The 24,250-nt window shown below is 58.1% G+C and carries 15 protein-coding genes, 2 tRNA genes and 3 rRNA genes; 14 read left to right on the forward strand and 6 right to left on the reverse strand.

Translation table 11 applies throughout. From position 1 onward, the window contains the following. Window positions 1-31 precede the first annotated feature (31 nt). From ABIA48_RS24940 to rrf, 6 genes are all read left to right on the forward strand, one after another. On the forward strand, window positions 32-2,236 hold the full coding sequence (locus ABIA48_RS24940; RefSeq protein WP_429492068.1) for an OsmC domain/YcaO domain-containing protein: 2,205 nt from the start codon (window positions 32-34) through the stop codon (window positions 2,234-2,236). A 698-nt stretch (window positions 2,237-2,934) separates the two neighbouring features. Further along, window positions 2,935-4,471: ribosomal RNA gene (locus ABIA48_RS24945) — 16S ribosomal RNA — on the forward strand. Window positions 4,472-4,552: 81 nt separating this feature from the next. Continuing rightward, a tRNA-Ile gene (locus ABIA48_RS24950) sits at window positions 4,553-4,629 on the forward strand. A 30-nt stretch (window positions 4,630-4,659) separates the two neighbouring features. Then, a tRNA-Ala gene (locus tag ABIA48_RS24955) sits at window positions 4,660-4,735 on the forward strand. Between the two features lie 245 nt (window positions 4,736-4,980). Continuing rightward, a 23S ribosomal RNA gene (locus ABIA48_RS24960) occupies window positions 4,981-7,874 on the forward strand. A 169-nt stretch (window positions 7,875-8,043) separates the two neighbouring features. Then, a 5S ribosomal RNA gene (gene rrf, locus ABIA48_RS24965) occupies window positions 8,044-8,159 on the forward strand. The 16S, 23S and 5S rRNA genes sit together here with 2 tRNA genes alongside, the layout of an rRNA operon. Window positions 8,160-8,340: 181 nt before the next feature. Here the strand turns inward: rrf and ABIA48_RS24970 are convergent. From ABIA48_RS24970 to ABIA48_RS24980, 3 genes are all read right to left on the reverse strand, one after another. Further along, window positions 8,341-8,754: a VOC family protein gene (locus ABIA48_RS24970; protein ID WP_429492069.1), complete on the reverse strand. Its 414-nt coding sequence runs from the start codon at window positions 8,752-8,754 to the stop codon at window positions 8,341-8,343. Window positions 8,755-8,843: 89 nt separating this feature from the next. Then, window positions 8,844-9,503: a TetR/AcrR family transcriptional regulator gene (locus ABIA48_RS24975; RefSeq protein ID WP_429492070.1), complete on the reverse strand. Its 660-nt coding sequence runs from the start codon at window positions 9,501-9,503 to the stop codon at window positions 8,844-8,846. Further along, complete coding sequence (locus tag ABIA48_RS24980) at window positions 9,490-10,341, reverse strand: 3-hydroxybutyryl-CoA dehydrogenase (protein WP_429492071.1); 852 nt, start codon at window positions 10,339-10,341, stop codon at window positions 9,490-9,492. Before ABIA48_RS24980 ends, ABIA48_RS24975 begins: the two co-directional genes overlap by 14 nt. A gap of 163 nt (window positions 10,342-10,504) precedes the next feature. On the opposite strand from ABIA48_RS24980, the gene ABIA48_RS24985 reads away from it, so the two are divergent. Then, the gene (locus ABIA48_RS24985; protein ID WP_429492072.1) at window positions 10,505-11,557 is read left to right on the forward strand and encodes an AraC family transcriptional regulator; all 1,053 of its coding nucleotides are present in this window, start codon (window positions 10,505-10,507) and stop codon (window positions 11,555-11,557) included. A 66-nt stretch (window positions 11,558-11,623) separates the two neighbouring features. On the opposite strand, the gene ABIA48_RS24990 is transcribed toward ABIA48_RS24985, so the two are convergent. Further along, complete coding sequence (locus ABIA48_RS24990; protein ID WP_429492073.1) at window positions 11,624-12,346, reverse strand: pirin family protein; 723 nt, start codon at window positions 12,344-12,346, stop codon at window positions 11,624-11,626. Window positions 12,347-12,664: 318 nt separating this feature from the next. Between ABIA48_RS24990 and ABIA48_RS24995 the strand changes: the two genes are divergently transcribed. Then, the gene (locus ABIA48_RS24995; protein ID WP_429492074.1) at window positions 12,665-13,615 is read left to right on the forward strand and encodes a GlxA family transcriptional regulator; all 951 of its coding nucleotides are present in this window, start codon (window positions 12,665-12,667) and stop codon (window positions 13,613-13,615) included. A 164-nt stretch (window positions 13,616-13,779) separates the two neighbouring features. Then, on the forward strand, window positions 13,780-15,264 hold the full coding sequence (locus ABIA48_RS25000) for an ATP-binding protein (protein WP_429492075.1): 1,485 nt from the start codon (window positions 13,780-13,782) through the stop codon (window positions 15,262-15,264). Here ABIA48_RS25000 and ABIA48_RS25005 read toward each other — a convergent pair. Continuing rightward, window positions 15,229-18,033 carry an ATP-binding protein gene (locus tag ABIA48_RS25005; protein WP_429492076.1) on the reverse strand — a complete coding sequence of 935 codons (2,805 nt, stop codon included), beginning with the start codon at window positions 18,031-18,033 and terminating at the stop codon, window positions 15,229-15,231. The genes ABIA48_RS25000 and ABIA48_RS25005 overlap by 36 nt on opposite strands. A gap of 308 nt (window positions 18,034-18,341) precedes the next feature. Here ABIA48_RS25005 and ABIA48_RS25010 point away from each other — a divergent pair, with 308 nt between their 5' ends. After that, the gene (locus ABIA48_RS25010; protein WP_007992923.1) at window positions 18,342-18,917 is read left to right on the forward strand and encodes a flavodoxin family protein; all 576 of its coding nucleotides are present in this window, start codon (window positions 18,342-18,344) and stop codon (window positions 18,915-18,917) included. A gap of 34 nt (window positions 18,918-18,951) precedes the next feature. Continuing rightward, window positions 18,952-19,776, forward strand: coding sequence for an alpha/beta fold hydrolase (locus ABIA48_RS25015; RefSeq protein WP_429492077.1), 825 nt, complete (start codon window positions 18,952-18,954; stop codon window positions 19,774-19,776). 46 nt (window positions 19,777-19,822) lie between these two features. On the opposite strand, the gene ABIA48_RS25020 is transcribed toward ABIA48_RS25015, so the two are convergent. Beyond that, a complete protein-coding gene (locus ABIA48_RS25020; RefSeq protein WP_429492078.1) occupies window positions 19,823-20,284 on the reverse strand; it encodes a helix-turn-helix domain-containing protein in 462 nt (153 codons plus the stop codon). Window positions 20,285-20,547: 263 nt separating this feature from the next. On the opposite strand from ABIA48_RS25020, the gene ABIA48_RS25025 reads away from it, so the two are divergent. The 3 genes from ABIA48_RS25025 (at window position 20,548) to ABIA48_RS25035 (ending at window position 24,001) form a co-directional block, all read left to right on the forward strand. Further along, entirely contained in the window at window positions 20,548-21,537 is a 990-nt protein-coding gene (locus ABIA48_RS25025) for an MBL fold metallo-hydrolase (protein WP_429492079.1), read from the forward strand. Between the two features lie 47 nt (window positions 21,538-21,584). Continuing rightward, window positions 21,585-22,502 (forward strand): LysR family transcriptional regulator, encoded by a 918-nt coding sequence (locus ABIA48_RS25030; RefSeq protein WP_204933986.1) that lies wholly within the window; start codon window positions 21,585-21,587, stop codon window positions 22,500-22,502. Window positions 22,503-23,641: 1,139 nt separating this feature from the next. Then, on the forward strand, window positions 23,642-24,001 hold the full coding sequence (locus ABIA48_RS25035) for a DUF6124 family protein (protein WP_310065035.1): 360 nt from the start codon (window positions 23,642-23,644) through the stop codon (window positions 23,999-24,001). The last annotated feature ends 249 nt before the right edge of the window (window positions 24,002-24,250 follow it).

The raw sequence follows: 24,250 nt of genomic DNA on the forward strand, positions 1-24,250 counted from the left end.
ATCGTTTAGCTCGTTATTCTGGTAATCGCACATGGAAATCAAGGTCAATTTTCTCGACAACCTTCGACTTGAGGCCAAGTTCGACGACTTCACGGTGATTGCCGATCAACCCATTCGCTACAAGGGCGATGGTTCGGCGCCGGGGCCGTTCGATTACTTCCTGGCTTCGTCGGCGTTGTGTGCGGCGTACTTCGTGAAGTTGTATTGCGAAACTCGCAATATCCCCACCGAAAATATCCGCCTGTCGCAGAACAATATTGTTGACCCGGAAAACCGCTACAACCAGATTTTCAAGATTCAGGTTGAATTGCCGGCCGACATTTCCGCCAAGGACCGTCAGGGGATCTTGCGCTCCATTGACCGTTGCACGGTAAAGAAGGTGGTGCAAACCGGGCCTGAGTTTGTGATTGAAGAGGTCGAAAACCTCGACGCCGATGCCCAGGCGTTGCTGATGCCGCACTCGACGAGCGAAGCGGGCACCTACATTGTGGGCAAGGACCTGCCGCTGGAGCAAACCATCGCCAACATGTCGGGCATCCTGGCCGACCTGGGCATGAAGATTGAAATCGCTTCGTGGCGCAATATCGTTCCCAATGTCTGGTCGCTGCATATTCGCGATGCGCACTCGCCGATGTGTTTTACCAATGGCAAGGGTGCGACCAAAGAAGGCGCGCTGGCATCGGCGTTGGGCGAGTTTATCGAGCGGCTCAACTGCAACTTCTTCTATAACGATCAGTTCTGGGGGGAGGACATCGCCAACGCGGCGTTTGTGCATTACCCGGACGAGCGCTGGTTCAAGCCTGGCCCGAAGGACGAACTGCCATCTGAAATCCTCGACGAGTACTGCCTGAAGATTTACGACCGGGATGGCGAGCTGCGTGGTTCGCATCTGTACGACACCAACTCCGGCAACACCCAGCGCGGCATTTGTTCGCTACCGTTTGTACGTCAGTCGGACAATGAGGTGGTGTACTTCCCGTCCAACCTGATCGAAAACCTGTTCCTGAGTAATGGCATGAGCGCAGGCAATACGCTGGCCGAAGCGCAGGTGCAGTGTCTGTCGGAAATCTTCGAGCGCGCGGTCAAGCGCGAAATCCTCGAAGGCGAAATGGCCCTGCCGGATGTGCCGCAGGAAGTGTTGGCGAAGTACCCGGGGATTCTGGCCGGCATCCAGGGCCTGGAAGAGCAGGGCTTCCCGGTGCTGGTCAAGGACGCGTCGCTGGGCGGGGAGTTCCCGGTGATGTGTGTCACCTTGATGAACCCGCGTACCGGTGGCGTATTTGCCTCGTTCGGCGCGCACCCAAGCCTGGAAGTGGCGCTGGAGCGCAGCCTGACGGAACTGCTGCAAGGCCGCAGTTTCGAAGGTTTGAATGATTTGCCTCAGCCGACTTTCGAAGGTCAGGCGGTGACTGAGCCGAATAACTTCGTCGAGCACTTTATCGATTCCAGCGGTGTGGTCTCGTGGCGCTTCTTCAGCGCCAGGCCGGATTTCGAATTCGTTGAGTGGGATTTCTCCGGTCAAGGCGAAAACTCGAATGTCGAAGAGGCCGCGACCTTGTTCGGCATTCTCGAAGACATGGGCAAAGAAGTGTACATGGCGGTCTATGAGCACATCGGCGCCAAGGCCTGCCGCATTCTGGTGCCGGATTACTCAGAGATCTATCCGGTAGAAGATTTGATCTGGGATAACACCAACAAAGCGCTGCAGTTCCGCGCCGACATCCTCAACCTGCACAGCCTGAGCAAAGTCGGTCTGAGAACGCTGGCCAAAGGTTTGGAAAACAGTGAGCTGGATGATTACACCGACATCACCACCTTGATCGGCATCGAGTTCGACGACAACACACCTTGGGGCAAATTGACGATCCTGGAGCTGCGGCTGCTGATTTATCTCGCCTTGCAGAAGTTTGATCAGGCGAAAGATCTGGTGGAAGCCTTCTTGCAATACAACGACAACACCGTGGAGCGCGGGTTGTTTTATCAGGCCGTGAACGTCGTGCTGGAAATGCAACTGGACGATGATCTGGAACTGAGCGACTACGAGGTCAACTTCCGCCGGATGTTTGGCGACGAGCGGATGGACGCGGCGATAGGGTCGGTGGATGGCAGCGTACGTTTCTATGGTCTGACGCCGACGAGCATGAAGCTGGAAGGGCTCGACAGGCACCTTCGGCTGATCGACAGCTACAAAAAGCTGCACATGGCGCGGGCAAGGGTGGCGGCTTTGTACAGCTGATAGAGATAACAAAAAAGTACCTTGGGTGCTTTTTTGTTTTTTGGCGGCAGGCTAATCGCCTGTACGCGGTGGTCTCGTTTTTTGGCTCTGTCATAGGCTGTTGCTGCCTATGAGGAGGTCCTTCTATATAGAAGGGCGTTTGGGCTCTTCTATATAGGCGTCCTTTGGTGCGTTTTGCTGCATTCTGCAGGTTATTGATAGAAATCCTGAATCAGTGCTTGACGGCAGATCTCAGGTGTCTATAATTCGCCCCACTTCCGGCGCAGTCGAAACGGAAAACTCCTTGGTAGACAAAGAGTTACGCAGTTTTCGGCAGTGGGTTGCTTCAGGTTATCGAAGCCGAAAGGAAGTTGAAAAAGAGGTGTTGACAGCAGCGAGTAACGCTGTAGAATTCGCCTCCCGCTGACGAGAGATCGGAAGCGCAAGTGGTTGAAGTTACAAAGGAAACTTTGAAAACTTCGGAAAATAATCACTTGACAGCAAATGAGGCTGCTGTAGAATGCGCGCCTCGGTTGAGACGAAAAGCTCTTGACCAACCGCTCTTTAACAACTGAATCAAGCAATTCGTGTGGGTGCTTGTGGGGTCAGGCTGCTAGTCAACAGATTATCAGCATCACAAGTTACTCCGCGAGAAATCAAAGATGTAACCAACGATTGCTGAGCCAAGTTTAGGGTTTTCTCAAAACCCAAAGATGTTTGAACTGAAGAGTTTGATCATGGCTCAGATTGAACGCTGGCGGCAGGCCTAACACATGCAAGTCGAGCGGATGAGAGGAGCTTGCTCCTTAATTCAGCGGCGGACGGGTGAGTAATGCCTAGGAATCTGCCTGGTAGTGGGGGGCAACGTTTCGAAAGGAACGCTAATACCGCATACGTCCTACGGGAGAAAGCAGGGGACCTTCGGGCCTTGCGCTATCAGATGAGCCTAGGTCGGATTAGCTAGTTGGTGAGGTAATGGCTCACCAAGGCGACGATCCGTAACTGGTCTGAGAGGATGATCAGTCACACTGGAACTGAGACACGGTCCAGACTCCTACGGGAGGCAGCAGTGGGGAATATTGGACAATGGGCGAAAGCCTGATCCAGCCATGCCGCGTGTGTGAAGAAGGTCTTCGGATTGTAAAGCACTTTAAGTTGGGAGGAAGGGCATTAACCTAATACGTTAGTGTTTTGACGTTACCGACAGAATAAGCACCGGCTAACTCTGTGCCAGCAGCCGCGGTAATACAGAGGGTGCAAGCGTTAATCGGAATTACTGGGCGTAAAGCGCGCGTAGGTGGTTTGTTAAGTTGGATGTGAAAGCCCCGGGCTCAACCTGGGAACTGCATTCAAAACTGACAAGCTAGAGTATGGTAGAGGGTGGTGGAATTTCCTGTGTAGCGGTGAAATGCGTAGATATAGGAAGGAACACCAGTGGCGAAGGCGACCACCTGGACTGATACTGACACTGAGGTGCGAAAGCGTGGGGAGCAAACAGGATTAGATACCCTGGTAGTCCACGCCGTAAACGATGTCAACTAGCCGTTGGGAGCCTTGAGCTCTTAGTGGCGCAGCTAACGCATTAAGTTGACCGCCTGGGGAGTACGGCCGCAAGGTTAAAACTCAAATGAATTGACGGGGGCCCGCACAAGCGGTGGAGCATGTGGTTTAATTCGAAGCAACGCGAAGAACCTTACCAGGCCTTGACATCCAATGAACTTTCCAGAGATGGATCGGTGCCTTCGGGAACATTGAGACAGGTGCTGCATGGCTGTCGTCAGCTCGTGTCGTGAGATGTTGGGTTAAGTCCCGTAACGAGCGCAACCCTTGTCCTTAGTTACCAGCACGTAATGGTGGGCACTCTAAGGAGACTGCCGGTGACAAACCGGAGGAAGGTGGGGATGACGTCAAGTCATCATGGCCCTTACGGCCTGGGCTACACACGTGCTACAATGGTCGGTACAGAGGGTTGCCAAGCCGCGAGGTGGAGCTAATCCCACAAAACCGATCGTAGTCCGGATCGCAGTCTGCAACTCGACTGCGTGAAGTCGGAATCGCTAGTAATCGCGAATCAGAATGTCGCGGTGAATACGTTCCCGGGCCTTGTACACACCGCCCGTCACACCATGGGAGTGGGTTGCACCAGAAGTAGCTAGTCTAACCTTCGGGAGGACGGTTACCACGGTGTGATTCATGACTGGGGTGAAGTCGTAACAAGGTAGCCGTAGGGGAACCTGCGGCTGGATCACCTCCTTAATCGACGACTCAGCTGCTCCATGAGCTCCCACACGAATTGCTTGATTCATTGAAGAAGACGATAAGAAGCAGCCCGAAATTGGGTCTGTAGCTCAGTTGGTTAGAGCGCACCCCTGATAAGGGTGAGGTCGGCAGTTCGAATCTGCCCAGACCCACCAATTTTGTGTGGGAAACGCCTGTAGAAATACGGGGCCATAGCTCAGCTGGGAGAGCGCCTGCCTTGCACGCAGGAGGTCAACGGTTCGATCCCGTTTGGCTCCACCACTACTGCTTCTGTTGTAAAAGCTTAGAAATGAGCATTCCATCGAGACGATGATGAATGTTGATTTCTAGTCTTTGACTAGTTCGTTCTTTAAAAATTTGGGTATGTGATAGAAAGATAGACTGAACGTTACTTTCACTGGTAACGGATCAGGCTAAGGTAAAATTTGTGAGTTGCTCTTTAGAGCACAATCGAATTTTCGGCGAATGTCGTCTTCACAGTATAACCAGATTGCTTGGGGTTATATGGTCAAGTGAAGAAGCGCATACGGTGGATGCCTTGGCAGTCAGAGGCGATGAAAGACGTGGTAGCCTGCGAAAAGCTTCGGGGAGTCGGCAAACAGACTTTGATCCGGAGATGTCTGAATGGGGGAACCCAGCCATCATAAGATGGTTATCTTGTACTGAATACATAGGTGCAAGAGGCGAACCAGGGGAACTGAAACATCTAAGTACCCTGAGGAAAAGAAATCAACCGAGATTCCCTTAGTAGTGGCGAGCGAACGGGGACTAGCCCTTAAGTGGCTTTGAGATTAGCGGAACGCTCTGGAAAGTGCGGCCATAGTGGGTGATAGCCCTGTACGCGAAAATCTCTTGGTCATGAAATCGAGTAGGACGGAGCACGAGAAACTTTGTCTGAATATGGGGGGACCATCCTCCAAGGCTAAATACTACTGACTGACCGATAGTGAACTAGTACCGTGAGGGAAAGGCGAAAAGAACCCCGGAGAGGGGAGTGAAATAGATCCTGAAACCGTATGCGTACAAGCAGTGGGAGCCCACTTTGTTGGGTGACTGCGTACCTTTTGTATAATGGGTCAGCGACTTATTTTCAGTGGCGAGCTTAACCGAATAGGGGAGGCGTAGCGAAAGCGAGTCTTAATAGGGCGTCTAGTCGCTGGGAATAGACCCGAAACCGGGCGATCTATCCATGGGCAGGTTGAAGGTTAGGTAACACTGACTGGAGGACCGAACCGACTACCGTTGAAAAGTTAGCGGATGACCTGTGGATCGGAGTGAAAGGCTAATCAAGCTCGGAGATAGCTGGTTCTCCTCGAAAGCTATTTAGGTAGCGCCTCATGTATCACTGTAGGGGGTAGAGCACTGTTTCGGCTAGGGGGTCATCCCGACTTACCAAACCGATGCAAACTCCGAATACCTACAAGTGCCGAGCATGGGAGACACACGGCGGGTGCTAACGTCCGTCGTGAAAAGGGAAACAACCCAGACCGTCAGCTAAGGTCCCAAAGTTATGGTTAAGTGGGAAACGATGTGGGAAGGCTTAGACAGCTAGGAGGTTGGCTTAGAAGCAGCCACCCTTTAAAGAAAGCGTAATAGCTCACTAGTCGAGTCGGCCTGCGCGGAAGATGTAACGGGGCTCAAACCATACACCGAAGCTACGGGTATCATCTTCGGATGATGCGGTAGAGGAGCGTTCTGTAAGCCTGTGAAGGTGAGTTGAGAAGCTTGCTGGAGGTATCAGAAGTGCGAATGCTGACATGAGTAACGACAATGGGTGTGAAAAACACCCACGCCGAAAGACCAAGGTTTCCTGCGCAACGTTAATCGACGCAGGGTTAGTCGGTCCCTAAGGCGAGGCTGAAAAGCGTAGTCGATGGAAAACAGGTTAATATTCCTGTACTTCTGGTTATTGCGATGGAGGGACGGAGAAGGCTAGGCCAGCTTGGCGTTGGTTGTCCAAGTTTAAGGTGGTAGGCTGGAATCTTAGGTAAATCCGGGATTCTAAGGCCGAGAGCTGATGACGAGTTACCCTTTGGGTGACGAAGTGGTTGATGCCATGCTTCCAAGAAAAGCTTCTAAGCTTCAGGTAACCAGGAACCGTACCCCAAACCGACACAGGTGGTTGGGTAGAGAATACCAAGGCGCTTGAGAGAACTCGGGTGAAGGAACTAGGCAAAATGGCACCGTAACTTCGGGAGAAGGTGCGCCGGTGAGGGTGAAGCATTTACTGCGTAAGCCCACGCCGGTCGAAGATACCAGGCCGCTGCGACTGTTTATTAAAAACACAGCACTCTGCAAACACGAAAGTGGACGTATAGGGTGTGACGCCTGCCCGGTGCCGGAAGGTTAATTGATGGGGTTAGCTAACGCGAAGCTCTTGATCGAAGCCCCGGTAAACGGCGGCCGTAACTATAACGGTCCTAAGGTAGCGAAATTCCTTGTCGGGTAAGTTCCGACCTGCACGAATGGCGTAACGATGGCGGCGCTGTCTCCACCCGAGACTCAGTGAAATTGAAATCGCTGTGAAGATGCAGTGTATCCGCGGCTAGACGGAAAGACCCCGTGAACCTTTACTATAGCTTTGCACTGGACTTTGAATTTGCTTGTGTAGGATAGGTGGGAGGCTTTGAAGCGTGGACGCCAGTTCGCGTGGAGCCATCCTTGAAATACCACCCTGGCAACTTTGAGGTTCTAACTCAGGTCCGTTATCCGGATCGAGGACAGTGTATGGTGGGTAGTTTGACTGGGGCGGTCTCCTCCTAAAGAGTAACGGAGGAGTACGAAGGTGCGCTCAGACCGGTCGGAAATCGGTCGTAGAGTATAAAGGCAAAAGCGCGCTTGACTGCGAGACAGACACGTCGAGCAGGTACGAAAGTAGGTCTTAGTGATCCGGTGGTTCTGTATGGAAGGGCCATCGCTCAACGGATAAAAGGTACTCCGGGGATAACAGGCTGATACCGCCCAAGAGTTCATATCGACGGCGGTGTTTGGCACCTCGATGTCGGCTCATCACATCCTGGGGCTGAAGCCGGTCCCAAGGGTATGGCTGTTCGCCATTTAAAGTGGTACGCGAGCTGGGTTTAGAACGTCGTGAGACAGTTCGGTCCCTATCTGCCGTGGACGTTTGAGATTTGAGAGGGGCTGCTCCTAGTACGAGAGGACCGGAGTGGACGAACCTCTGGTGTTCCGGTTGTCACGCCAGTGGCATTGCCGGGTAGCTATGTTCGGGAAAGATAACCGCTGAAAGCATCTAAGCGGGAAACTTGCCTCAAGATGAGATCTCACTGGAACCTTGAGTTCCCTGAAGGGCCGTCGAAGACTACGACGTTGATAGGTTGGGTGTGTAAGCGCTGTGAGGCGTTGAGCTAACCAATACTAATTGCCCGTGAGGCTTGACCATATAACACCCAAGCAATTTGATGCTCCTCGTTGAAAAGACGAAAGAGACCAGATTGCGGTGTGTGAAGACGCAATGAACCGAAAGTTCGAGATGCTCACAAAACACCAAACTATCACCTACCCAATTTGCTGAAGCGAGGCCCGCCGGTCACGACTCAGTACCCGAATTTCTTGACGACCATAGAGCATTGGAACCACCTGATCCCATCCCGAACTCAGCAGTGAAACGATGCATCGCCGATGGTAGTGTGGGGTTTCCCCATGTGAGAGTAGGTCATCGTCAAGATTAAATTCCGAAACCCCTATCTGCGTACGCAGGTAGGGGTTTTGTTTTTGTCCGCAGAAAAAGCCGGCATAGAGGATGTGGCTGGTTGACGGTAGCAGACAGACCGGTAGTTGCCAGAGCGCCCAACCCTTTCAGGTTGGGCTTTTTTGTGCCTTGAAGACTGTCGATCGATAAAGGTCTTTCAGTGATCTTTTTCGCAGTTAACCATCCACGACACACCAAAACGGTCGACCAGCATGCCAAAGCGCGCCGCCCAAAACGTGGTTTCCAGGGGCATTTGCACACTGCCGCCCTCCGCCAGCGCATTAAAGACCCGCTCGGCCTCGGCAATGCTGTCGACGTTGAGTGAAATCGAACAGGCACTCATTTTGTCCACGCGGCGATCCGGTGTGGTGTCCGACCCCATGATCGCCTGATCGCCCACGATCAGGCGGGTATGGATGATCAGGTTGTGCAGATCTTTGGGGAAATGCTCACCAGCCGGCGTTTCGCCGAAGGTCAACATGGCTTCGATCTGGCCTTGCAGGCACTGCGCGTAGAACGTGAAGGCCGTTTTGCAGTCGCCGTTGAAGATAAGGTAGGGATTGATTTTCATGGTCGGCTCCAGATGCTCGAGTACATACATCGGTTTGGACGCCGGTTTTTTCGGCGAATTCCGATTGTGTCGAGCCGACAAGCAAAGCGCTAAATCTTTGTCGAAGCTTGTGTTTCTTTAGATGTTTTTTCGATAGGACGCGCGAGGCTTATCGCCTCCGGCACACGCCGTGGCGCAAGCACACGTTCGATGGCGCCGCTGACCATGCTCTCGAGCAGCTCTTCACGTTCCTGCTCGTCCAGCACATGTGGCGTCAGCCAGCTGGGCGCACTGTTGAGCAGCGCGCCAATGGCATGCCCGGCGGCCAGCAGGCCTTGCTCGCTGAAACGGGACTTCGCGCCCAGCATCTTCAGTAGTGTGCGTTCGTATTGCTCGCGCAATTGCCGGACCCGAGCCTGTTGCTCTTCGTTCAGGCAACCGCTGTCGCGCTCCACCAGTCGGAAATGCCAGGGCATCTCCCGATGCAGATTCAGATGGGCGCGGATCAGGCTGTTGAGTTTGTCGCGCTTGCCCGGAGCTTTTTGCTGGATACGCCCCAGGGTAGCCAACAGCTCCTCGTAGAACTCCTCGATCAGGTCGAGCAGCAGATGCTGTTTGCTGGGGTAATGGTGGTACAGCGAGCCTGGGGAGAGCCCCAGGCACGTTGCGAGCTCACGCATGCCGACCTGGCCGAACCCCTTGCAGGCAAACAGCTCCAGGACCTTGTCCCGGTACTCGGCAAAGCGCGAGCAACGCTCAGGCATAGGCATGGAAGCCGCGCCCCGTTTTGCGCCCCAGGTAACCGGCAGCGACCATTTCCTTGAGCAGTGGTGCCGGGCGGTATTTGCTGTCGTTGAAGCCGTCATAGAAGGCTTCAAGGATCGACAACAATGTATCCAGACCAATCAGGTCCGCCAGGGCCAATGGGCCGATCGGCTGATTGCAGCCCAGGCGCATGCCGGCATCGATGTCTTCGGCGCTGGCCAGGCCTTCCTGGAACACCAGGATCGCTTCGTTGATCATCGGTACCAGAATCCGGTTGACCACGAAGCCCGGGCGGTTACCGGCGGTGATCGCGGTTTTGCCGAGGGTGGTCGCCATGTCCAGCGCCAGTTTGTGGGTCGCCTCACTGGTTTGCAGGCCGCGGATGACTTCGATCAGGCCCATCACCGGAACCGGGTTGAAAAAATGCAGGCCAATGAAGCGCTCAGGCTGGCTGACACTGGCGGCGAGCTGGGTGATCGACAGCGACGAGGTATTGGAGGCAATGACGCATTCGCTGCTGACCTGCGCGGCAATCTGTTGCAGCACACGCAGTTTCAGGTCGAGATTTTCAGTGGCCGCTTCGATGACCAGTTGCGCGTTATGCAGGCTGCTGTAATCGGTGCTGGTGCGGATTTTGTCGAGGGTGGCCTGTTTCTGCTCCGGCGTCAGGGTTTCCTTGGCGATCTGCCGGTCAAGGTTTTTACCGACCGTAGCGACGGCTCTTTGCAAAGCGCTTTCGGAAATATCGAGCAAGGTCACGTTGAAACCGGCCATGGCGCAGACTTGTGCAATGCCGTTGCCCATGGTGCCCGCACCGATTACCCCGATGTTTTGCAGATTCATGTTCCCATCCTTCGATCAAACCCTGCGATACCTTGGCCGCGAGTGCGGCCGAAGGCGTACTATTGCCGCGAGTCTAGAGCCGGCAGGGCGGTTGTCCTATGCCAAAACTGTTCAACGGCACTGATGTTTTTTGCCATTCGGGTGATGAGAGAGAAGCGTACCAATGCGGGAAAAGGACTCGGTTGCCGCCTATTTCGTACAGGCAATGATCCATGGGCTGAAGGATGATCCGCAGCGCGTGACGGCAGTGCTTGAACAGGCGGGCATTGATCCTGCGGTCATTCAACAACCCACGGCGCGGGTGCCGGCCAATGCGTTTGCGGCGTTGTGGCTGATCCAGATCCGCGAGCTCGACGATGAGTTTTTCGGGCTCGATTCCCATGGCATGCCACCGGGCAGTTTCGCCCTGATTTGCCGGGCCTTGATTCAGGAGCCCGATTTGCACAAGGCCATGCGTCAGTGCCTGGCCAACTTCGGGTTGTTCCTGCGCGACTTTCGCGGTTCGCTGGCAGTGCGTGGCAAGCGTGCGGTTATCAGCCTGGAAACCCGTTCGACAGACAATGATGCCAGCCGGTTTGGTGAAGAAACCTTTCTGGTGTTGATGATCAGTCTGCTGTGCTGGCTGGGTGGCCGGCGCATTCCCATCGACCGCGCGGACTTTCGCCATGCGCGCTTGTCGCTTGGCGACGATCGCCTGCTCTGGGGGCCCAACCTGACCTTTGGTGCCGAGCGCACCGAAATCGAATTTGCCAGCCACTACCTGCGCTTGCCGGTGGTTCAGGATCTGGCGTCGCTGAAAGTGTTTTTGCGTACCGCGCCGCAATGGCTGGTGATCCGCTTCCGTAACCAGCACGGCCTGGCATCACAGGTTCATCAGCGCTTGCGCGGCAGTCATTACAGTGAGTGGCCGACGTTGCAGGCCTTTGCCCTGGAGCAGCACCTGAGCCCCAGCACTTTCCGCCGCAAACTGGAGCGTGAAGGTTGCTCCTACCAGGAGATCAAGGACGAAGTACGGCGGGGCGTGGCCTTTGAGCAATTGCGTCAGAGCGACGCGAGCATCAGCGATATCGCCGAGCAACTGGGTTTCCAGGAACCCAGCGCCTTCCATCGGGCGTTCAAGAAGTGGACCGGGGAAAGTCCGGGGCGCTATCGGGCCCGTTATCAGGGGGAACAGGGCGCAGGGGTCGCCCCCCTTAAGGAGTCCTGCGAACCCTGAACTACCGCCTGCGCGGCCACTTCATGGGAGCTTGCCTTCAACCATAGAATCTCCCACAGGGATTTATCATGGCATTTCCGGCAGTTCCTGTGGGCGCAGGTCGAATACCAATACTTCGGCATCCGCACCGTTGCTCAAGGTCAGCGCCTGTTCTTCGCGGACCCGCACACCGTCGCCTTCCTGCAACAACAATCCGTTGAGTTCAACGCTGCCCCGGGCCACGTGCACATAGGCGTAGCGGTTGGCGGCGAGTTCCAGGGTGGCGCTTTCCTTGCCGTCGATCAGGCCGGCATAGACCCGCGCATCCTGGCGCACCTTCAGCGAACCCTTGGCGCCGTCCGGCGAAATGATCAGTTGCAGGCGCCCGCGTTTCTTCTGGGGGCTGAAGTGCTCTTGCTGATAGCGCGGTTTGGCGCCGCTGACATCGGGCACGATCCAGATTTGCAGAAAGTGCACCGGCCGGGTGCTGGAGTGGTTGAACTCACTGTGGGCCACGCCACTGCCTGCGCTCATCAACTGTACGTCGCCGGGGCGGATCACCGAACCGGTGCCCAGGGTGTCCTTGTGTTCCAGAGCCCCTTCAAGCACGTAGGAGAAAATCTCCATGTCGCGGTGCGGGTGCTGGCCGAAGCCTTTACCGGCGGCGACGCGGTCATCGTTGATCACCAACAGGTCAGAAAAACCCTGCTCTTTTGGATTGCGATAGTTGGCGAAGGAAAAGGTATGGAACGACTTCAACCAGCCGTGATTGGCCAGGCCACGATCCGAGGCTTTGCGAAGAGTCAGCATGATGAAATCTCCTGTGGGGACGTGAATTCGTCCGACTGAGGAGAAGGTTAATGTTTACTCGTAGATGCAATAAGTAGATGAAAACTGAAATACTGTCTCTTTAAAGTTGACAGTTGGTGCGCGCGAATCGGCTATTCTTTTCCGACCTTTGCGTCGTACTTAGCCATAATGCACGGCAAGAATCCTGTGGGAGCGGGCTTGCTCGCGAAGGCGTCGTGTCAGGCTACATGATGGTGAATGACACACTGCCTTCGCGAGCAAGCCCGCTCCCACAAGGATTGGTGTGCCGACCCTATTGATCCCAGTGAATTGCAATCCATGAAAACCGTGGCAATGGTGCTGTTTCCCGACTTTCTCCTGCTCGACATGGCCGGACCCATGGAAGTATTTTCCATCGCCAATCGTTATCTGAAACCTGACGATCATTATGTGCTGACGACCATCGGCACCGAGCCCGGCGCACTGCGGGCATCCAATGGCGTGAGTGTGCACGCCGACCGGCACATCGATCAGGCTTGCGAAGGTTTTGATTTGCTGCTGGTGCCCGGTGGCCCCGGAGCCTACAACGAAAGGCATCCGCCATTGCTCGACTGGCTCAGGCACAACGTCAGCCGGTCCGCCGCTTATGGCTCGATCTGCACCGGGGCGTTCGTGCTGGGGCATGCGGGTTTGCTCGATGGCTATCGCGTCACCACCCACTGGCACTACACCGAGCGATTGATCAGGGGCTTTCCGAAAGCGACCGTCGAGACCGATCAGATCTTTGTCCAGGACCGCAACCTGATCACCTCCGGCGGGGTGACTGCCGGGATCGACCTGGCGCTGTCGGTGGTGGCACAGGACCATGGCAAAAAAGTCGCCCAGGACGTGGCCAAGGTGTTGCTGGTGGTCATGAAACGTCAGGGCGGGCAGGCGCAGTTCAGCCCGCTGATGGCGGCGGTGGCGCCTCAGGAAACCGCGATTACCCGTGTGCAGAACCATGTGCTCGAACACCTCGATGAACCCTACAGCGTTGAGTGCATGGCGAGCCTGGCCAACATGAGCCCGCGGCATTTCGCCAGGGTATTCGCCCGGGACGTGAACATGACGCCGATGGAGTTTCTGCAAAGCGCACGCATCGATTGCGCCAGGAACCTGCTGGAAACCACCGAGCTGCCGCTCAAGACTGTGGCATTCAAAAGTGGCTTTGGCAGCGTGCGGCACATGCGTTTTCTATTCAGTGAAAAGCTTGGCCTGACCCCGACTCAATACCGCGAGCAGTTCAGCTAGAACGCGTGTGTCCGTTGTGCGCACCGCAATGGCCGTGACGCTCCCCCCGCGGCAGTTGTACCGTCACCGAGGCCTGCCAAGATACCAGTGAACTCATTGCAAGGAAGGTGCGGGGCCTGGGATGGACTCGCGTACCGAGCCAGGCTTCCAGCGGGTGACAGCGCATGAACAGCCTCAGAGATGTAAGCAGCGAAGTGGTGTTGAGATTTGGTCCCTATGCCTTCCACCTCAGTCAGCGACTGGTGTTGGAGGGCGATCGACCGCTGCGTCTGGGCGGCCGCGCCCTTGATGTGTTGCAGGTATTGGTCGAGCACGCGGGCTCGGTGGTCAGCAAGGAGGAGTTGATTGCGCAGGTCTGGCCGCGCTCGGTGGTCGAGGAGATCAACCTGCGGGTGCACATCGCCGCCCTGCGTCGTGCCTTGGGCGACGGGCAGAACGGCCAGTGTTACATCGTCAACATTCCCCAGCGCGGCTACAGTTTTGTCGCCCCGGTGCAGCATTCGCCGGAGCCCGTATCGTTCCCGAGCGAGACCGTACACAAGCCCCTGCACAACCTGCCGGCGCGGCTCACGCCGATCACCGGGCGCGATGCTGTTGTCGGCAGCCTGGTGCGGCAGTTGCCGGTGCGGCGATTCATGACCGTGGTCGGGCCTTGCGGGATCGGCAAGACCACTGTGGCGCTGCACGTGGCCGAACTGTTGTTGCAGCACTATCGGCACGGCGTGTGGCTGGTGGACCTGGCGGTGATCGATGATCCGGCGCAAGTGACCGATCACCTCACACGAACCCTCGAATTGAAGATCGGCACCACATTGGACGCGCTGGCGCAGCGACATGCCTTGTTGGTGCTGGACAATTGCGAGCACCTGCTCGAACGCTGCCAGACGTTGGTCGAGACACTGCTGCATTCGATGCCGCGGCTGTCGATTCTCGCCACCAGCCGCGAGCCGCTCAAGGCGACGGGCGAAACCGTATTGCGCCTGCCACCGCTGGCGGTGCCGCCGGCGTCAGGACTGTGCAGTGTCGCCGAGGTCATGGGCTATTCGGCGGTGCAGTTGTTCGTCAACCGTGCCCGAGCCCGTCAGCAAGGGTTCACCTTGCGCGAGCAAGACCTCAAGACCGTGCGCGAAATCTGCCGGCGCCTCGACGGCCTGCCATTGGCGATTGAACTGGCCGCGGCGCAAATCGATGCGTTGGCGCTGGTGGGGTTGCAGGCGCAACTCGATAACTGTTTTCAGCTGCTGACCCAGGGCCGCCGCACAGCCGCTCCCCGGCATCAGACGCTCAAAGCTGCGCTGGACTGGAGCTACGAACGCTTGACTGCCGTGGAGCAAACCGTGTTGCAGCGTCTGGCCGTGTTCAAAATGGCTTTTACCCAGGACGCAGCGATTGGCGTTATCAGCTGCGACAGGTTACCTCCCGCCAGGCTGGTCAAGGTGATGGAAAGCCTGGCACTCAAGTCGCTACTGTCCCTGGAGCAGGGCGGCGCAGTGACCCGTTATCGCTTCCTCAATACCACCCGCACCTATGCGCTGGAAAAACTCGAACTCAGTGGTGATTTGCGCGCCCTTGAAATGCGTTATGCCGGCTACATCAGTCAGACACGCTGGACTTCAGGCCGGCAGGTGGCATTGCAACTCACCAAGTAAGCGGCGGACCGTCATCAGGTCAGGCGTGGCAAAACCTTCGGTGAAGCGCTGGTAGATCGGTGCCAACAATCCATGTGCCTGTCGGTGGCGGCCCTGATGTTGCCACAGTTGCGCCAGCGAGGTGGCGCTGCGCAATTCCCAGGCGAGCGCACCCTGAGCCCTGGCCACGTTGAGAGCCCTGAGCAACACGGTTTCTGCCGTTGCGGTTTTGGCCGGACAATCCATTGCCAGCAGCGTCTGGGCCCTGGCGCGCAGAATCTCCGCCGTGCTCCAGCCTGACGCACCGTTTTCTGCGCGTTCGAGCAAGGCGTCATCGACGCAGGTCGAGTCCAGCGTGACCATGATGTCTTTGATTAACCCGACACTTCGCTGCCTGGCGGGCGGGACCTGGGTGCCGCCGATCACCTGCGCGTAGTGTTGCGCCCAGTGATAGAACAGTTGAACCGAGTGTTTCTGCGCCTGTTCCAGCAGCAGCCGCAGGAGTTCGCGGGCGCTGCGGGTGTCGCCGTTGTAGTAAGCGATCAGGCAGCCGGAGAGCGCCAGGGTGTAGCAGATTGATGTGCCGTGGTTGATCTGCAACGCTATGTCCAGCGCCTGCCGGGCTGTGCGCCAGGCTTGTTCCGGTTGGCCCTGCAACCAGAGGATGCGCGCCTGAATGGTCAGTGCCGCGACGCTCTGGTCGTACTGCACGCCAAAGCCGTGAGTGAAGCGGTTGAGGTAACCGCTGTGGGCCATGCGTTGCAGCACTTGCTCGGCATCTTCCCGCGCCTGTAACTGATCGCCGGAAAAATGCAGGGCCAGCACCCGCAATCGGTGCATGCTCAGTGACATCAGGGCGTCGTCATGCAGCCCCAGTTGATCGAACTGCCGACTCTGTTCCAGGGCCATTTGATAATGACCGCAGCTGAGGTTGACTGCCAGGTGCCCGGAAATCGCCCGCAATTGACCGGCTACATCGTTGCACTGTCGAGCCAGGGCTCCAGCGCTGACAAAGGCTCCAACGGCTTCGGCGGTACCGCCCTGCACGTGATAACAGGCGCTGCCCAGGGCCAGCGTGAGGGCCATCTGCAAACGCGGGCAAGGCTCGGGTGACTGGTCGAGCAAGGCCAGCGCCTTGCGCACATAACCGCCGTGTTCCTTGAGCAGTGACAGTTCCTGCCACAGGGGAGTGGACGTCGCGGCCAGGCGTATCGCCAGTGCCTGCGGCCCTTGCGCGTGCAAACCCCAGTCGAGGGCGGCGCGGATATCATCCAGGGCTCGACCATAGCGTTCGAGCCACAGGCCGGTCGTCGTTTTCTCCCAGTCGTCCTGCGCCTGTTGCATCAGCGCCAGGCAGCGCTCGGCATGCCGTTCCCGCGTGCCTGGCAGGTCGGTGGTTTGTGTGAGTTTTTCCAGGGCGTAACGGCGGGTGGTGTCGAGCAGGCGGTAGTACACGTCTTCGTCGCCCACCTCCACATTCAACAGGGACTTGGCGACCAGTTGGGTGATCGAGCCGAATACTTCGCGAGGTTCGATGTGTTCGCCGACAATCACTGCCGCTGCCGACTCCAGGGTGAAGCCGCCGCGGAATACACTCAGTCGGCGCAGGCAGGTCTTTTCGCAGGCATTGAGCAGTTCGAAGCTCCAGTCCAGTGTCGCGCGCAGGGTCTGATGGCGTGCCAGGGGCGCCTGGCCGGGCTGAGTCAGCACCCGGAAGCTGCTTTGCAACTGCGCCAGCAAGCCGTGCAATCCGAAGTGGCCGACTTGCGCCGCTGCCAGTTCGATGGCCAGCGGGATGCCATCCAGCCGGTGGCAGATCTCTATCAGCAGCGGCAGTTCACCCTCCGTCAGTTCAAAGCTGTCGTGGCTGGCCATGGCCCGTTCAACGAACAGTTGCAGGGCGGAAAAGGTCATGGCCTGGGCGTGGTCGAGGACGGCGATGGGCGGCGGGCAGTCGAGTGATTCCAGACGCTGGACGAACTCCCCTTCGGCCCGCAGGGTCTCGCGGCTGGTGGCGAGAATGTGCACGTGCGGCGCACTGCGCAGAATGTTTTCGCAGAGCTGGGCAATGGCGTCGACCAGGTGTTCGCAGTTGTCGATGACCAGCAGCATTTGCCTGTCGCGCAGGAAGGTTGCGAGGCAGTCCGTTGGGTCGTCGTCGTGCAGGGCCAGTTCGAGCAACGTTGCCAGGTGGCCGTTGATCATCAGCGGGCAGTTGATCGGGGCCAGGTCCAGCAGGCGAATGCCGTCCGGGTAGCGACCGATCATTTGTTCGGCGACCCGCAAGGCCACGGTGGTTTTGCCGATGCCTCCGGGACCGACGAGCGTGATGAAGCGCTGGCGTGGCAGTTGCACCATCAGACGATCGACCAGCGTCTGCCGGCCGATCATGCGCGTGTGGCGCACCGGCAGGTTATGCCGGCTCGGTGCAGCGGTCGCCGGTGCCGGTGGTTGCCCGGCCTGTTCCAGTGAGTGCGGTGCAACGAAGCTGTATCCGCGCTGGGCCACAGTGACGATGTAGCGCTGGCCGGCCTGACCGTCGCCGAGCGCCTTGCGCAACGCCGCCATGTGCACCCGCAGGTTAATGTCTTCGACCACGCTGTTGGGCCAGACCCGGGCGATCAATTGTTGCTTGCTGACCACGTTGCCGGCGTGTTCCAGCAGGATCAACAGGATATCCATGGCGCGCCGGCCCAGGCGCAAGGGCTGGTTGGCCTCCATCACCAGGCGTTGTCCGGGGTAGACCCGGTAGGGGCCGAAATGCACAGCCTGTTCGGGGGAAAGGGTCAACGAGTCGCTCCTGCTGCATCCGTCTAGTTCGCGGTTTTCGAGCATATTCCTCAGGTTTTTTACGTAGCGCAATGCACCGCCCGGGTGACTGTCGGGTGCAGGCGTTGACTGTAGCGTATCGGCCAGTGGCTGTGGGTCCCGAGAACATTGGGCGCGACAGATGGACAGGGCTTGCCGGGGCTTTTTGCGCACCATGGAAAATTAACAACGTTTAACTCGTCGCGCGCCCGGTCTGCGCACAAAACTCTTTTCCCGTAGGAGCAAGCTGGCTCCTGCAAGGGAATTCAACCCATCGCAAGGACAGAGCAATGAGCAACGTGGTGGTGGTCTATCACAGTGGCTACGGGCACACCCGGGTCATGGCCGAAGCCGTGGCCGCGGGCGTGGAACGGCACCTGGGCAGCACCTGCCAGTTGATTCCGGTCGAGGAAGTGGACGAGCACTGGGCGCGGCTGCACAACGCCGACGCCATCATCTTTGGCGCGCCGACCTATATGGGCAGTGCCTCTGCGGCCTTCAAGGGCTTTATGGAGGCCACGGCGGCGTTCTACCTGGCTCAGCCCTGGCGCGACAAGCTTGCGGCCGGCTTCACCAATTCCGGCTGCCTGTGCGGCGACAAGCTCAACACCTTGCTGCAGATGGCGGTGTTCGCCGCCCAACACTCGATGATCTGGGTCGGCCTTGACCTGCTGCCGGCGCGTTCCAGTACTGGCGCGTTCAACGGACAACTGAACCGATTGGGCAGCTCACTGGGCGCCATGGCCCAGTCGAATGTCGAGCAATCCCCCGACGATGCCCCGCCGCCCGAGGATCGCTGCACCGCCGCGCACCTGGGCGAACGTGTGGCGCGACTGGCGGATCGCATGAACCAACTTCCGGTTTGATTCACCCCTCACACTCGTTAAGGAGACATCACCCATGAGTACCTTTACTACCCGCGACGGCGTCGAGATTTACTACAAGGACTGGGGCACCGGCCAGCCGATTGTCTTCAGCCATGGCTGGCCGCTGAACGCCGACAGCTGGGAATCGCAGATGATTTTCCTGGCCTCCAAGGGCTACCGGGTCATCGCTCACGACCGTCGGGGTCATGGGCGTTCCAGCCAGCCCTGGTCGGGCAATGACATGGATCATTACGCCGACGATCTGGCGCAATTGATCGAGCTGCTCGACCTGCAAAACGCCGTGCTGTTCGGTTTCTCCACCGGCGGTGGCGAGGTGGCGCGTTACATCGGTCGCCATGGCACCGGTCGCGTGGCCAAGGCCGGGCTGATTTCCGCGGTGCCGCCGCTGATGCTCAAGACCGAAGCCAACCCCGTCGGCCTGCCACTGGAAGTGTTCGATGGCATCCGCCAGGCCTCGCTGGCCGACCGTTCGCAGCTGTACATCGACCTCGCCAGCGGCCCGTTTTTCGGCTTCAACAAACCTGATGCGAAACCGTCCCAGGGCATGATCGACTGGTTCTGGATGCAAGGCATGATGGCCGGCCACAAGAACGCCTATGACTGCATCAAGGCGTTCTCGGAAACCGACTTCACCGAAGACCTGAAGAAGTTCGACGTGCCGACCCTGGTGGTGCATGGCGACGCGGATCAGGTCGTACCGTACGAAGCGGCGGGTGTCTCCTCGGCCAGACTGGTGAAGGGCTCGACCCTGAAGATTTACCCGGGCGCCCCTCACGGTTTGACGGACACCCACAAGGATCAGCTCAACGCGGATCTGTTGGCATTCCTCAAGGGTTGATGTCGTTGTAAAAGCAGGATCAAAAGATCGCCGCCTTCGCCAGCGCCTACACGGATGTGTGCATATCCGTAGGTGTTGGCGAAGGCTGTGATCTTTTGCCGTTGAGGGCGGTGCCGCGGACAAACTGACAGCGCCAGGCAAACGGATTGATGCCTTCGCTTCGGGTGAAGATGTGGCAGAAGTGCGCCTGATCGCAGAAGCCGCATTCGAGGCTGATTTGCGTCAGGCTCATGTCGGTGTACTGGATCAACTGTTTGGCCAGGGCAACGCGTTGCTGGCGAATCCATTCTTGCGGCGAGAGGCCGGTGCTGCACTTGAACGCGCGAGAAAAGTGACTGCGCGAGAGCGCGCAGGCCTGTGCCAGTTCGGTGACTTCCAGGCTGTCGCCGAGGCGTTCGAGGATCAATTGTTTAACCTGTTTTTCGCGCTGCGGGCTGAGGCCACCGGTGTTGGTCTTGCGGGGTTCGCTGGCAGGTGCGCGGGCGGTGGTGTGCTGTGGGTAAGCCATGGCCATTGTCCGGTCGGGGGAGGAAAAGCGCTGACGCCCGGTTCGAGCGATCAGCACCGTTACTCTGGAAAAAAACAGTTCTGCGCTGAGGGCTTCATTGTTGGAGGCGGCCCGAGTGGCTGACGAGTTAAACGTTGTTAATTCCATGCCCGAGGGTGTGAACAGAGCACACCGTTGCAAGTGCAAGTAACGACGATTGGCACAAGATGCGCAGCGTGGAGCGGGCCAAAACGGACCGCCGGTTGGCTTGAAAAGGTAAGCAGATGAAACGGACATGGCAGGGAACGCTGGGCGCCATCGGCCTGGTTCTGATATCCGCCAGCGCACTGGCCCAGGCGCCCGCGCAGGTGGGCACGCAAGTACCCGGTTACTTCCGGCTGGCGCTGGGGGATTACGAAGTGACGGCGCTGTTCGACGGCTACAACGACCTGTCGCCGAAGCTGTTGCAAGGTATGAGCCAGAGCCAGATCCGCGCACTGCTGGCCCGTCGTTCGATTGAAACCCCGGGTGTGCAGACCGCCTTCAACGCGTTTGTGGTTAACACCGGTCAACAACTGATCCTGATCGACACCGGGGCAGGGCAGTGCATCGGTCCTACCGCCGGCCAGCTGCCGGCCAACCTGCAAGCGGCCGGCTACAAACCGGAGCAGGTGGACGCCATCCTGATCACTCACCTGCACCTGGATCACGTCTGCGGTCTGGTGGACGGTCAGCGGCAACCGGTGTTCGCCAACGCTACGGTGTACGCGGCCAAGGCCGAAGCCGACTACTGGCTCGACCCGCAGGCACTGGCCAAGGCACCGGAAGCGGCCAAGGGCTTCTTCAAGGTGGCCCAGGACTCCACCGCGCCTTACGTTGCCGCTGGCCGTTTCAAGACCTTCACCCCCGGCCAGTCACCGCTGCCGGGTGTGGTCGAGGCGCAACTGGAAGCCGGGCACACGCCGGGCAGCACCACGTACCGTTTCACGTCTCAAGGGCAAAGCATCCTGTTCATGGGCGACCTGGTACACAACCTCGCCGTGCAGTTCCTGCACCCTGAGGTATCGATCGGTTTCGACGTCGACAGCCGGCAAGCGATCAACAGTCGCAACCAGGTGTTCAGTGCCGCGGCCGCCAGCAAGACCTGGGTGACGGCTGCGCACCTGCCATTCCCCGGCATCGGACATATCACCGCCCAAGGCAAGCATTTCGAGTGGGTGCCGGTGGAGTACGGCCCGTACAAACGAGCGGCAAACGTGCCGTTGATCGAGTAAAGTCCATAGCACTCGCGCCTGGCCGAACATACAAGGAACCCGTGCCTATGAACCGAAATGATCTGCGTCGCGTCGACATGAACCTGCTGGTGATTTTCGAAGCCCTGATGTTCGAAAAGAACCTGACCCGTGTCGCGGAAAAACTGTTCATGGGCCAACCGGCGGTGAGCGCCGCGCTGGGGCGATTGCGCGATCTGTTCGACGATCCGTTGCTGTTGCGCAACGGTCGCGGCATGGAGCCGACGGCGCGGGCGCTGGCGATTCTCAAGGAATTGCAGCCGGCGATGGACACCATTTCCGGTGCGGTCAGCCGGGCCAAGGAGTTCGATCCGGCGACCAGTTGCGATGTGTTTCGCATTGGTCTGTCGGACGATGCCGAGTTCGGTTTGTTTCCACCGTTGCTGCGTCAGTTGCAGGAAGAGGCACCGGGGATTGTCGTGGTCGTGCGGCGGGCCAATTATCTGTTGATGCCGGCGCTGCTGGCGTCGGGGGAAATCTCGGTGGGCGTGAGTTACACCACGGATCTGCCGGCCAATGCCAAGCGTAAGAAGCTGCGTGATATTCCCTGCAAAGTGCTGCGCGGCGATACCCGGCCGGGGACGTTGACCCTGGATGAGTACTGTGAGCGACCCCATGCGATGGTGTCGTTCTCCGGTGACTTGAGCGGCAATATCGATCTGGATCTGGCGAAGGTTGGGCGTAGTCGTCGTGTGGTGCTGGGGGTGCCGCAGTTCAGTGGGTTGCGGGCGTTGCTCGCGGGGACCGAGATGATTGCCACCGTGCCGGATTATGCGGCGTGTGCGTTGGTTGAGGGGTGTGGGTTGCGGGCCGAGGATCCGCCGTTCGAGATTGAGGCGGCGCAGTTGTCGATGGCCTGGAGCGGGGTGCATGACAATGATCCGGCGGAGCGCTGGTTGCGCTCACGGATCAGTCAGTTCATGTCTGTGGCTTTGGATGTTTCTTAGGGGTTGACCTTGGCGGCCTCTGGGCCGACCAGGTTCTGGGTTGATTGAGTACATATCCGTTTCTGCGGTAACGGCGGCTTATGGTTCCGCTCTTACAGCGGGTCACTTTTGGCAAACGCCCCAAAAGTAACCAAAAGGTCTCGCCCCTTACGTGCGGCCCCTCGCTGAGGCTCGGGGTTCCTTCGCTCCGGCCTTCATCCGGGGGCATCGCCTCCGGTCGGCTTCGCTTCGACCTCCTCTCGATGTGTTCGGCTTCGCCGAACGGCGCTACGCGCCCACCCCCGGATGAACGCCTCCCCTCAGCCTGCCGAGGGGGCGGGTGGATCAAGATCAAGAGCTGCAGGCGAGCTAACGCTCGGCCTGATGAGTGGTGAGAAGCGACGCGGTGGTGTGGGCTGCTCTGCTGTTGCTTTTCTGTGGGAGCGGGCTTGCTCGCGAAGGCGGCGTGTCAGCCGATCAATTTCCATCGAATGTACTCGGTCCAATTGTAGGAGTGAGCCTGCTCGCGATGGCGGCCTGTCAGCCGACCAATTACTCACAGGTATACCCAATCCCCCTGTGGGAGCGGGCTTGCTCGCGAAGGCGGCGTGTCAGGCAACATTGATGTTGGATGTGCCGGCCTCTTCGCAGGCAAGCCAGCTCCCACAGTTTTTGTGGTGACCCCGGCATTTGCAAACACCCCCAATCCCCCTGTGGGAGCGGCTTGCTCGCGATAGCAGTGGGCCAGTCAACACCCATGCTGGATGTAATGCCGTCATCGCGAGCAAGCTCGCTCCCACAGGGAATGTGCAGTGTTTCGGCAGCTCTGTTTAAAAGTTGTCAGCCTTGTTTCCTGAAAGCCACACCGTCTTGCGTCGTTGCCTACAACTACGCCAGAATCCGCCGGCTTGTGAGTCTTGACCCTGGTCTCTATCGTTTCCGCATCGCTGTCCATTCAGCGATCGGGTTTAGCAGCTCGGTAAATTTCAAGGCTCGCCAGTGTCAACTTCAGATCAGTCCGGTCTGCAATTTGGTGGCTGTGCGTGGGGCACTTCGGTGCGCCGGGTTCCTTGATCCCTGGTCTGCTAACCCGCGTACAGCCGCCACCCATACCGTTTAGCAGCGACGTGTGGCGGCTCCATTGATCAAGGAGCTTGACCATGTTCAAACCAACCCCGAATCCCCCGCCAGCCGACGACGTTTCCCCCTACGAATCCCCCAGTTCCAAAAAGCTCCACGAAGCCGCCGATCGCGCACTGGATCACTACCTCAATCCCCCGAAAGACCCGGCAACACCGCGCAATCCCAGCACGATGTTTGTCATCGCCCCCGACATCAACACCGAAACGCTATTGGCCCACGCGTGCGAATCTCTGGCCTCGGCCAGCATCATGACCAGTGACCTTGCGGGATTTCTGGAAAGCCCTCATCGCAACGCGTTGCTGGGGATTGCGCAGATCATCATGTTGGGTGAGCTGGCGGTGAATCGGGCGCTGGATAACCTCGACCCGCAGGAATAGCGGTTGAGCGGTTTTGTCTGGTAGAGCAAAAACCAACAGGCAATCACTATCCAGTGTGGGAGCGGGCTTGCTCGCGAAGGCGTCATGACAGTCAGCATTGATGTTGACTGACCCACCGCCTTCGCGAGCAAGCCCGCTCCCACAGGATTTTGTGTGATTTGCAGAGCGCCGGCGTGCTCGCAAACAGAGCACGTACATTCAATTTTTCCTTCCCCTGTCCCGGCACTATCGAATCCAGTCCCGGCGCAT

It is taken from the genome of Pseudomonas sp. S30_BP2TU TE3576 (assembly GCF_050436025.1).
Lineage (GTDB): Bacteria > Pseudomonadota > Gammaproteobacteria > Pseudomonadales > Pseudomonadaceae > Aquipseudomonas.

Excerpts from the sequence above, each read along its gene's own strand:
- ABIA48_RS25015 (WP_429492077.1), top strand. The coding sequence starts at position 18,952 with ATGAGTACCTTTACTACCCGCGACGGCGTCGAGATTTACTACAAGGAC.
- ABIA48_RS24940 (WP_429492068.1), top strand. The coding sequence starts at position 32 with ATGGAAATCAAGGTCAATTTTCTCGACAACCTTCGACTTGAGGCCAAG.
- ABIA48_RS25035 (WP_310065035.1), top strand. The coding sequence starts at position 23,642 with ATGTTCAAACCAACCCCGAATCCCCCGCCAGCCGACGACGTTTCCCCC.
- ABIA48_RS24975 (WP_429492070.1), bottom strand. The coding sequence starts at position 9,503 with ATGCCTATGCCTGAGCGTTGCTCGCGCTTTGCCGAGTACCGGGACAAG.
- ABIA48_RS24990 (WP_429492073.1), bottom strand. The coding sequence starts at position 12,346 with ATGCTGACTCTTCGCAAAGCCTCGGATCGTGGCCTGGCCAATCACGGC.
- ABIA48_RS24980 (WP_429492071.1), bottom strand. The coding sequence starts at position 10,341 with ATGAATCTGCAAAACATCGGGGTAATCGGTGCGGGCACCATGGGCAAC.
- ABIA48_RS24985 (WP_429492072.1), top strand. The coding sequence starts at position 10,505 with ATGCGGGAAAAGGACTCGGTTGCCGCCTATTTCGTACAGGCAATGATC.
- ABIA48_RS25010 (WP_007992923.1), top strand. The coding sequence starts at position 18,342 with ATGAGCAACGTGGTGGTGGTCTATCACAGTGGCTACGGGCACACCCGG.
- ABIA48_RS24995 (WP_429492074.1), top strand. The coding sequence starts at position 12,665 with ATGAAAACCGTGGCAATGGTGCTGTTTCCCGACTTTCTCCTGCTCGAC.
- ABIA48_RS25030 (WP_204933986.1), top strand. The coding sequence starts at position 21,585 with ATGAACCGAAATGATCTGCGTCGCGTCGACATGAACCTGCTGGTGATT.
- ABIA48_RS25025 (WP_429492079.1), top strand. The coding sequence starts at position 20,548 with ATGAAACGGACATGGCAGGGAACGCTGGGCGCCATCGGCCTGGTTCTG.
- ABIA48_RS24970 (WP_429492069.1), bottom strand. The coding sequence starts at position 8,754 with ATGAAAATCAATCCCTACCTTATCTTCAACGGCGACTGCAAAACGGCC.
- ABIA48_RS25020 (WP_429492078.1), bottom strand. The coding sequence starts at position 20,284 with ATGGCTTACCCACAGCACACCACCGCCCGCGCACCTGCCAGCGAACCC.
- ABIA48_RS25000 (WP_429492075.1), top strand. The coding sequence starts at position 13,780 with ATGAACAGCCTCAGAGATGTAAGCAGCGAAGTGGTGTTGAGATTTGGT.